The organism is Streptomyces sp. SP18CS02 (genome assembly GCF_036322365.1).
GTDB lineage: Bacteria > Actinomycetota > Actinomycetes > Streptomycetales > Streptomycetaceae > Streptomyces.
In genome coordinates, this window is record NZ_JAQYXC010000254.1 from 177,651 (window position 1) to 187,006 (window position 9,356).

At 71.6% G+C, this 9,356-nt stretch carries 7 protein-coding genes; 5 read left to right on the forward strand and 2 right to left on the reverse strand.

What is annotated here, in order from left to right:
- Positions 1–216 precede the first annotated feature (216 nt).
- Positions 217–1,956 (reverse strand): lysine--tRNA ligase, encoded by a 1,740-nt coding sequence (lysS, locus tag PUR26_RS05170; RefSeq protein ID WP_329869614.1) that lies wholly within the window; start codon positions 1,954–1,956, stop codon positions 217–219.
- Positions 1,957–2,265: 309 nt separating this feature from the next.
- Here lysS and argS point away from each other — a divergent pair, with 309 nt between their 5' ends.
- Entirely contained in the window at positions 2,266–4,026 is a 1,761-nt protein-coding gene (argS, locus tag PUR26_RS05175; protein WP_329869615.1) for an arginine--tRNA ligase, read from the forward strand.
- On the opposite strand, the gene PUR26_RS05180 is transcribed toward argS, so the two are convergent.
- Positions 4,027–5,481, reverse strand: a complete 1,455-nt coding sequence (locus PUR26_RS05180; protein WP_329869617.1) for a helix-turn-helix domain-containing protein — start codon at positions 5,479–5,481, stop codon at positions 4,027–4,029. It abuts the gene before it with no gap.
- 469 nt (positions 5,482–5,950) lie between these two features.
- On the opposite strand from PUR26_RS05180, the gene PUR26_RS05185 reads away from it, so the two are divergent.
- The 4 genes from PUR26_RS05185 to PUR26_RS05200 form a co-directional block, all read left to right on the forward strand.
- Entirely contained in the window at positions 5,951–6,688 is a 738-nt protein-coding gene (locus PUR26_RS05185; protein WP_329869619.1) for a DUF4232 domain-containing protein, read from the forward strand.
- A 179-nt stretch (positions 6,689–6,867) separates the two neighbouring features.
- Positions 6,868–7,821: an NAD(P)-dependent oxidoreductase gene (locus tag PUR26_RS05190; protein ID WP_329869621.1), complete on the forward strand. Its 954-nt coding sequence runs from the start codon at positions 6,868–6,870 to the stop codon at positions 7,819–7,821.
- Positions 7,822–7,906: 85 nt separating this feature from the next.
- Positions 7,907–8,668, forward strand: a complete 762-nt coding sequence (locus tag PUR26_RS05195) for a DUF4253 domain-containing protein (protein WP_329869622.1) — start codon at positions 7,907–7,909, stop codon at positions 8,666–8,668.
- 189 nt (positions 8,669–8,857) lie between these two features.
- Positions 8,858–9,356, forward strand: a 499-nt coding sequence (locus PUR26_RS05200) for a glycoside hydrolase family 19 protein (protein WP_329869623.1), incomplete at its 3' end; no start/stop codon positions are given.

Sequence of the window (9,356 nt, forward strand, 5' to 3'; positions counted from 1 at the left end):
AGCCCCGCCCCACGAAGGGCCGGTACGAGCCGGGCACGGGCCGGCACCACGGGCGGTACGAGCCGGGCACGGGCCGGCACCACGGGCGGTACGAGCCGGACACGGGCCGGCACCACGGGCGGTACGAGCCGGACACGGGCCGGCACCACGGGCGGTACGAGCCGGACACGGGCCGGCACCACCCGGTGCGAGCGGCCCCCGCGCGGCCGCGCCCCGCTACGAGCCGAGCAGCGTGCGCACCCGGTCCGCCCCGACCGCCAGCAGCAGCGTGGGAAGACGCGGACCGGTGTCCCGGCTCACCAGCAGCTGGTACAGCCGGGCGAAGAACGTCCGCTGGGCGACCTTCAGCTCCGGCGTCGGCTTGGCCTCCGGGTCGAGCCCGGCCATCACCTTCGGCACGCCGTAGACGAGCGTGGTGAGCCCGTCCAGCGACCAGTGGCTGTCCAGCCCTTCCAGGAGCAGCCGCAGCGACTCGCGCCCCTCCTCGTCCAGCGAGCCGAGCAGCTCCGTGTCGGGCTCGGAACGGACGATGGTGCGCTGCTCCGCGGGGACCTGGGTGGAGATCCAGTTCTCCGCGCGGTCCAGGCGCGGACGCGCCTCGTCGAGCGACGTCAGCGGATCGGCCGGGTCGAGCTCGCTGAGGATCCGCAGCGTCTGCTCGTCGTGCCCGGCCGTGATGTCGGCGACCGAGGCCAGCGTCCGGTACGGCAGCGGGTGCGGCGTGCGCGGCAGCTCACCGGCGGCCGTGCGGACCGCCCGGGAATGGGCGGCGGCGTCGGCCGGCAGCACGGTGCCGTCGGCGACCTTCGCCTCCAGCTTGTCCCACTCGTCGTACAGCCGCTGGATCTCCTGGTCGAAGGCGATCTTGAAGGACTGGTTGGGCCTGCGGCGGGCGTACAGCCAGCGCAGCAGCGGCGCCTCCATGATCTTCAGCGCGTCGGCCGGGGTCGGTACGCCGCCCTTCGACGACGACATCTTGGCCATGCCCGAGATGCCGACGAACGCGTACATCGGGCCGATGGGCTGAACGCCGTCGAAGACCTCACGGACGATCTGCCCGCCGACGACGAAGGACGACCCGGGAGAGGAGTGGTCGACGCCGCTCGGCTCGAAGATCACGCCTTCGTACGCCCAGCGCATCGGCCAGTCGACCTTCCACACCAGCTTGCCGCGGTTGAACTCGCTGAGCTTCACCGTCTCGGAGAAGCCGCAGGCGCAGCTGTAGGCCAGCTCGGTGGTCGCGTCGTCGTACGACGAGACGGTGGTCAGGTCCTTGCCGCACTGCCCGCAGTAGGGCTTGTACGGGAAGTACCCGCCGGCGCCGCCCGAGCCGTCGTCCTCCTCCGCCGCGCCGGAGCCCTCGGCGGCCTCCAGCTCGGCCTCGTCGACCGGCTTCTGCTGCTTCTTCTGCTGCTGCTTCGGCTTGTCCTTCGTCCGGTACCGGTCGAGGATCGCGTCGATGTCGCCGCGGTGCTTCATGGCGTGCAGGATCTGCTCGCGGTACGTGCCCGCCGTGTACTGCTCGGTCTGGCTGACCCCGTCGTACTCGACACCGAGCTCGGCCAGCGCCTCGATCATCGCGGCCTTGAAGTGCTCCGCCCAGTTCGGGTGCGCCGAGCCGGCGGGGGCCGGGACCGAGGTGAGCGGCTTGCCGATGTGCTCGGCCCAGGAGTCGTCCGTCCCCGGGACGCCGGCCGGCACCTTGCGGTACCGGTCGTAGTCGTCCCAGGAGATCAGGTGCCGGACCTCGTACCCGCGCCGCCGGATCTCGTCGGCGACCAGGTGCGGGGTCATGACTTCACGCAGGTTGCCCAGGTGAATGGGCCCGGAGGGCGACAGCCCGGAGGCGACCACGACCGGTTTGCCAGGCGCACGTCGCTCCGACTCGGCGATGACCTCGTCCGCGAAACGGGAGACCCAGTCGGTCTCGGTGCTGCTCTGAGCCACGATCGGCACGTCCTTGGTTCCTTGGGATTCTCGAAGGTTGGCGTACGCCATTCTCCCAGACGGCACGAGGTCGTCCGAGGTTGTCCACAGCCCGGGTGACGTCGTGCGGTGCCGGCCGGGTGCCACCCCGCGCGCCCCCGCCGCCCCGCCGATGCCGCGTCCGGCGGCGGCGCGGCGGCCAGGCGATGCCCTGTGAGGCCCGGCGAGGCCCTATGAGGCCCTATGAGGCCCTATGAGGCCGCGATAAAGAGGTTGCTCGACCGTGGGACACTTGACAACCGTAATAAGTCTTGACGATCTCGACAGGAACGGAAGCTCATGGCCTCGGTCCCTTCCCTCGCTTCGACCGTGCAGCAGCGCCTCGCGGACGCCCTCTCGGCAGCTCTGCCGGAGGCCGGTTCCGCCGACCCCCTGCTGCGACGAAGCGACCGGGCCGACTTCCAGGCCAACGGCATCCTGGCCCTGGCCAAGCAGCTCAAGGGCAACCCGCGTGAGCTCGCGAACCAGGTCGTGGACCGGATCCCGGAAAACGACGTGCTGAAGGACATCGAGGTCTCCGGACCCGGCTTCCTCAACATCACGATCACCGACCGGGCGATCACCACGACGCTGGCCGCCCGCGCCGACGACGACCGCCTCGGCGTCCCGTACAAGGACGACGCCGGCACGACCGTCATCGACTACGCCCAGCCGAACGTGGCGAAGGAGATGCACGTCGGCCATCTGCGTTCCGCCGTGATCGGCGACGCCATGGTCAAGATCCTGGAGTTCGCGGGCGAGAAGGTGGTCCGCCGCCACCACATCGGCGACTGGGGCACCCAGTTCGGCATGCTCATCCAGTACCTGATCGAGCACCCGCACGAGCTGGACCACAAGAGCGACGACGCCGTCTCCGGCGAAGAGGCGATGTCCAACCTCAACCGCCTCTACAAGGCGTCGCGGGCCCTCTTCGACTCCGACGAGGAGTTCAAGGCCCGCTCGCGGGACCGGGTGGTCTCCCTCCAGTCCGGCGACGAGGAGACCCTCGCCCTCTGGCAGCGGTTCGTCGACGAGTCGAAGATCTACTTCTACTCGGTCTTCGGCAAGCTCGACATGGAGATCAACGACCCGGACGTGGTCGGTGAGTCCGGCTACAACGACATGCTCGACGAGACGTGCCGCCTGCTGGAGGAGTCCGGCGTCGCGGTCCGCTCCGAGGGTGCGCTCTGCGTGTTCTTCGACGACGTGAAGGGCCCGGACGGCAACCCGGTCCCGCTGATCGTGAAGAAGTCGAACGGCGGCTACGGCTACGCGGCCACCGACCTGTCCGCGATCCGCGACCGGGTGCAGAAGCTGGGCGCGGACACCCTGGTGTACGTCGTCGACGCCCGCCAGTCGCTCCACTTCCGGATGGTCTTCGAGACGGCCCGCCGCGCCGGCTGGCTCAACGACGACGTCAAGGCGGTCCAGCTGGCCTTCGGCACGGTCCTCGGCAAGGACGGCAAGCCGTTCAAGACCCGTGAGGGCGAGACGGTGCGTCTGGTGGACCTGCTGGACGAGGCCGTCGAGCGGGCCGCGGCCGTGGTCCGTGAGAAGGCCCAGGACCTCACCGAGGACGAGATCGCCGAGCGCGCGGCCCAGGTCGGCATCGGCGCGATCAAGTACGCCGACCTGTCCACGTCCGCGTCCCGGGACTACAAGTTCGACCTGGACCAGATGGTGTCGCTCAACGGTGACACCTCCGTCTACCTCCAGTACGCGTACGCCCGTATCCAGTCGATCCTCCGCAAGGCGGGCGACACCGGACCGGCCGCGCGTCCGGAGCTCGCCCTGGCCCCGGCCGAGCGTGCGCTGGGTCTGCACCTCGACCGGTTCGCGGAGACCCTGGCCGAGGTGGCCGCGACGTACGAGCCGCACAAGCTCGCCGCGTACCTGTACCAGCTGGCGTCGCAGTACACGACGTTCTACTCGGAGTGCCCGGTCCTCAAGGCGGACACCCCGGAGCAGGTCGAGAACCGGCTGTTCCTGTGCGACCTGACGGCCCGCACGCTCCACCAGGGCATGGCCCTGCTCGGCATCCGGACGCCCGAGCGCCTCTGATCAGCCCTCGTCGGGCGGTGACGGGATCCACCCGTCACCGCCCAACGGGTAGTCGAACTTCGGCCGCCCCTTGAGCGCGCTCGTCGCGAACGGCTCGCCCCGGTCGTCGATGCGCAGCGTCCCGCTGCGATCCCCGCTGCTCCATTCGAGCTCCAGGTACCAGCGCACGTCGTGGCCGGCCGTGTGGGCGGTGATCCGCAGCGCCTGCGGGTCGCTCTCGGAGACCTTGTACGGAAGGTCTCCCGCCGGGACCTTCTTGTCGCCCTGCCAGCCCGCGACCGGGACGGGGCGCGGGCCGGCGGCGTCCAGATTGATGTCGAGGCTCTGCGGGGTCATGTCGCCGCCGCAGCCGACGCCCATCGTGTACGCGTTCCAGGCGAGCGGTGCCTTCTTGCTCACCACCCGCACGTGCAGCGCCCGAAGCACCACCGTCTCCTCGCCCGTGCCCTGGACGGCGAGGTCGATCAGCATGTTCCCGCCGGGTACGCCGCCCAAGGACGTGACCCAGCCCCGCGCGCCCTGCTCCGAGGGCGGCGGGGGCATCTTCGCGGGCGGGCGGTCCACCACGTACGCCTGGTCGCAGGGGTGCGTCCACGCGTACGGACGCACGTCGACGGAGAGCGGCGGGCGCCCGTCGTGGCGGGGCTCCGCCGACGAAAGGGGACTCTTCGAAGCCCCCGCCGACGGGCTGACGGCCGAGGGGCCCGGCTTCGCGGCAGGGGTCGCGGCGGGGCTCGTGCCGCCGCTCGGGCTCGGCTTCGCGGTGCCGCCGTGCGCGCTCCGCACGGGCGCACCGGCCGTGGCCGGGGGGCGGCCGTCGGCAGTGGTCCGGGTGCCGTCCTGTGAGCCCCTGTCGGCGACCACGGCGAAGGCGGCCGTCGCGAGGAGGACGACGCCCACGGCGGTGGCGAGCACGAGACGGGCCCGTCCGGGGCCGCCGCGCCCGGACGCCGGATCGTCCCGCGTGCCGCCGGGCACGGTCGCCCCCGGCGCCGTGGGCACCGGCTCCGACGGGCCCCGGGGCCCGGGAGCAGCCACCGGACGAGCAGCCACCGGACCGGGTTCCGCCTCCGCCTCAGGACCCGCTTCCGCCTCAGGACCCGCTTCCGGCCCGGTCGAGGCCGGCCCGGCCTCGGGCCCGGTTCCGGGGCGGGGCTCGGGCGCGGCCTCGGGGCGGGGCTCACCCGCGGGGCCCGGTACTGCCGTGGCCGCGCGCCCCCGGCGCCGGGCCTCGTCGGCCAGGATCCAGCGCCGGTGCAGCTCCACGAGCTCGTCCCGGGACGCCCCACAGCGCCTGCCGAGCCGCTCCACGGGGGCGAACTCGGTCGGCACGGCGTCCCCGTTGCAGTAGCGGTGCAGCGTGGACGTGCTCATGTGGGTCTGCTTGGCGAGAGCGCCGTAACTGAGCCCGGATCGCTCCTTGAGCTCACGCAACAGTGCCGCGAAGTCACCCATGTCCGTCCCCACCTCAGCCGTCCCCTGCCCCTCGCCGTCCCAGGAACGCGTTCCAGGCGACCTGCGTTCGCGCAGGTCACAGCAGGTAAAGGCGTTCCGGCTTCCCTCATTGTCCCGTGTCCATTGCGTGCTGATCAGCCAGGCGCGCAGGGTGTGTCCAGCGCCACCGAGACAGGGAGCCACGATGCGGACCCAGTGTCGCCCAGGACTCACCGACGCGATCGCCCTCGGCGTGCTGATCGCCTCCATGGTCGTCGTCGTCGCATTGATCCACCGTCACTGACGGATACGCCGTCACCACCCTTTCACCTTCCTCCGACTGACCGGACGTCACGCGCCGGAAACGCGTCACCGCACGAACAACCGCACGAACAAGCGCCGGTCCAACCGCACGACCCACCCGCACGACCCACCCGCACAACCAGCCGTAACGACCGTACGAACGACCTCACGGGGAGAACCACCAGCCATGCGCAGCTTCCGCACCCGCACCACCGCCGCCGCCGCGACCGCCCTCCTGGCCGCGCTCTCGCTCACCGCCTGCCAGTCCGGTGACGACGCGAACGCGGCGGGCACGACGAACCCGTCCGTCCCGGCCGCGAGCAGCCCCGCCGCCTCCGCCTCTCCCGCCGCCTCCGGCTCCTCCGGCTCCTCCGACGCACCCTCGTCCGCCGCGAGCGCCGCCCCGGGCCACGGCAAGCCGTCCGCCGGCACGGCCGGGGGCAGCGGCGACCAGGGCAGCGGCAAGGGCCAGAGCACCGGCACCGGCGACACCACCGCTTCCGCCACCTGCACCGGGGACAACACCAAGGTCGTCGTCAGCAAGGTGTCCCGCCCCATCAACCACCTGCTCCTGACGGTCACCAACACCGGCTCCGGCCGCTGCGACGCCTACTACGCGCCCCTCCTCCGCTTCGACGACGAGCAGTCCGTGACCCGGATCATCGAGGACTCCAAGCCCCAGGCGGTGGTGACCCTCGCCCCCGGCGAGTCCGCGTACGCCTCGATCGTCCTGAACGCCGAGCGGGAGACCGGTGAGGCGCACGGCCGCATCGCCGACAAGCTCACGGTGCACTTCGCCCCCCGTGACGGCTCGGGTTCGACCGGCGCCGCGACCACGCTCACGCTCCCGGCGGACACCTACAAGGACGACGACGCCTCCGTGACGTACTGGCTGAGCGACATGTCCGACGCCCTGACCTACTGACGGCCGCCGCGGTGCGCCTGGGCACTCCCCCGCCCAGGCACCCGGACGGCTGCCCCCACCCCACTCACCCTCTGGTAAGTACCTCACCAACCAGTCAGTACTTGTGGGCACTTCGGCGCCGGACGAGGATCGAACCGTCCGGATCTCCCATCCCTGAACTCCCTCGGAGGAGCTTCGCCATGCCCGCAGCCGCCCCGTCCCCGGCCTCCCCGTCCCCCGTCCCCGCCGCCACGCCCGCGTCCGTCTCCGTCATCGGACTCGGCATGATGGGCTCCGCCCTCGCCGCCGCGCTCCTCGGGGCCGGCCACCGGGTCACCGTCTGGAACCGGTCCCCCGCCAGAACGGGCCCCCTCGTCGCACAGGGCGCCCTCCCCGCCGGGACCGCCGCCGACGCGGTCGCCGCCGCCCCCCTGGTGATCGTCTGCCTGCTCGACAACGACAGCGTCCGGAAGGTGTTCGCCGGCCTCGGGGGCGCCCTGGCCGGCAAGACCCTGGTCAACACCACCAACGGCACCCCTGCCCAGGCCAGGGAGCTGGCCGCGTGGGCCGCCGAGCACGGTGCCCGGTACGTGGACGGCGGCATCATGGCCGTCCCGCAGATGATCGCCGGCCCCCACGCCTACGTCCTCTACAGCGGCGACGAGGAGGCCTTCCAGGACTGCCGCCCCGTCCTCGCCGCGTTCGGCGGTACCCGCTGGACCGGTACGGACCCGGGTCTGGCCGCGCTTTACGACCTGGGGCTGCTCACCGGCATGTACGGCATGGTCATCGGCGTCATGCAGGCGTTCGCCCTGGTCCGGACGGAGGGCATCCCCGCCGAGGAGTTCTCCGAACTGCTGGTCCCCTGGATCGGCGCCATGCTCTCCGGCGCCCCTCAATGGGCCGCGGCCGTGGACTCCGGGCGGCACCTGACCGACGTGTCCAGCCTCGCCGTCAATCACGCCGCCTTCCCCAACTTCCTCACCACCTTCCGCGACCAGGGGGTGAGCACGGAGCTCTTCGCCCCGTTCCAGGCACTTCTCGACCGCGCCATGGCGCAGGGGTACGCGGCCGACGGCCTCTCCCGCATCGCCGACCTGCTGTCGGCCGACGCGGCCGACGCGGCCAACCACGCCACGGCGCATACGACCTGACGGCCCCTCGGCCGCCGTACGCGCCGACGAGCGCGGGATCACCGGCTCGGGGTCGATTGTCAGTGCGGACGCCTATGGTCGGTTCATGGTCATCAACCCGAACGCGCTGGGCCTGGACCTGCCGCCCGGCATCATGCGTGTACAGCCGTCCCTCTGGTACGCGGACGAAGCCGCCGGCCCGCATACCTGGGCGAGCCTCCTGGCCGCCCGGGAGGCGTCCGGCATGCAGCCGGTCCTGCTCGTGAACGACGCACGCCGCTCGCTGGCCTGGGACGAGGGCAACCTCGACGTGGACCAGGTGTCGGACCCGGACGACCATGAAGCGGAGGAGACGCTGCGGCACCTGTGGGACTGGGTGCAGGCCGAGGACGGCGACGACGTGGACGCCGACACCATCGCCCCGTTCACGCCCGAGTGGCCCGGACTGGCCCCGGCGGGCGCGCGGGACGCCGATCCGGACGCGGCGGCGGCCCGCGTGGCCGCCGAACTGCTGGACACGGACCAGTTGCCCGGCGCCCGGGCGGGTCTCGTCCCGGCCCGTCGCGGCGCGGACATCCCCGCGGCGCTGGGCTGGACCGGGGCCTGCAACCACACGGACACCGGTCTGCTCTCCGCGGTCCTGCGCTCATGGGAGGACCGGTTCGGCATACGGCTCCTGGCGCTCCACTTCGACCGCATGGACCTGTCGGTCGCCGCCCCGCCCCGCACCATGCCGGACGCGCTCGCCGTGGCGGCCGAGCACCACGCCTTCTGCCCGGACAACGTGTGGCAGGGCTTCGACACGATCCGCGACTACGCCGCCGAGGCGGTTCTCGGCAAGGAGCACTGGTCCTTCTGGTGGGACTGACCCTCCCATGAGGCGCGAGCCCCCATCTCCCCCCGCGGGAACCGGACTTACCCTGGAGTCATATTGGTCTATACCTTGACTCGATCACGTCAATCGCGCTTGAGTGGGGAAAAGCCCCCCACCGCGACACCGCCGTACCGGACGGCCCTCACCTCCGGTCCGGCCCGTCGCGCGCGAAGGAGAGATCGAGTGCTGAGAACACGCCTCATGGCCCTGCTGGTCGCGATCCTCGCCGCCACCGGCCTGGCCACGGTCCTGATGCCGTCCGCGTCCGCCGCGCCCGCCGCCACCGTCTGCGACACCGCGCCCAACTGGCAGCAGGGCGCCTGGTACACGACTGGCAACGTTGTCAGGTACAACGGCGCGTACTACATAGCCGAGCACGACAACCCGGGCTACGACCCGACCATCAGCACCTGGTACTGGGACCCGTACAGCTGCGGAGGCGGCGGGACCCCGGCACCCTCGGGCTTCGTCGTCAGCGAGGCGCAGTTCAACCAGATGTTCCCGAACCGGAACGCGTTCTACACGTACAGCGGCCTGACCACGGCGCTGAGCGCCTACCCGGGCTTCGCCAAGACCGGCAGCGACACGGTGAAGAAGCAGGAGGCCGCGGCCTTCCTCGCCAACGTCAACCACGAGACGGGCGGCCTGGTCCACATCGTCGAGCAGAACACCGCCAACTACC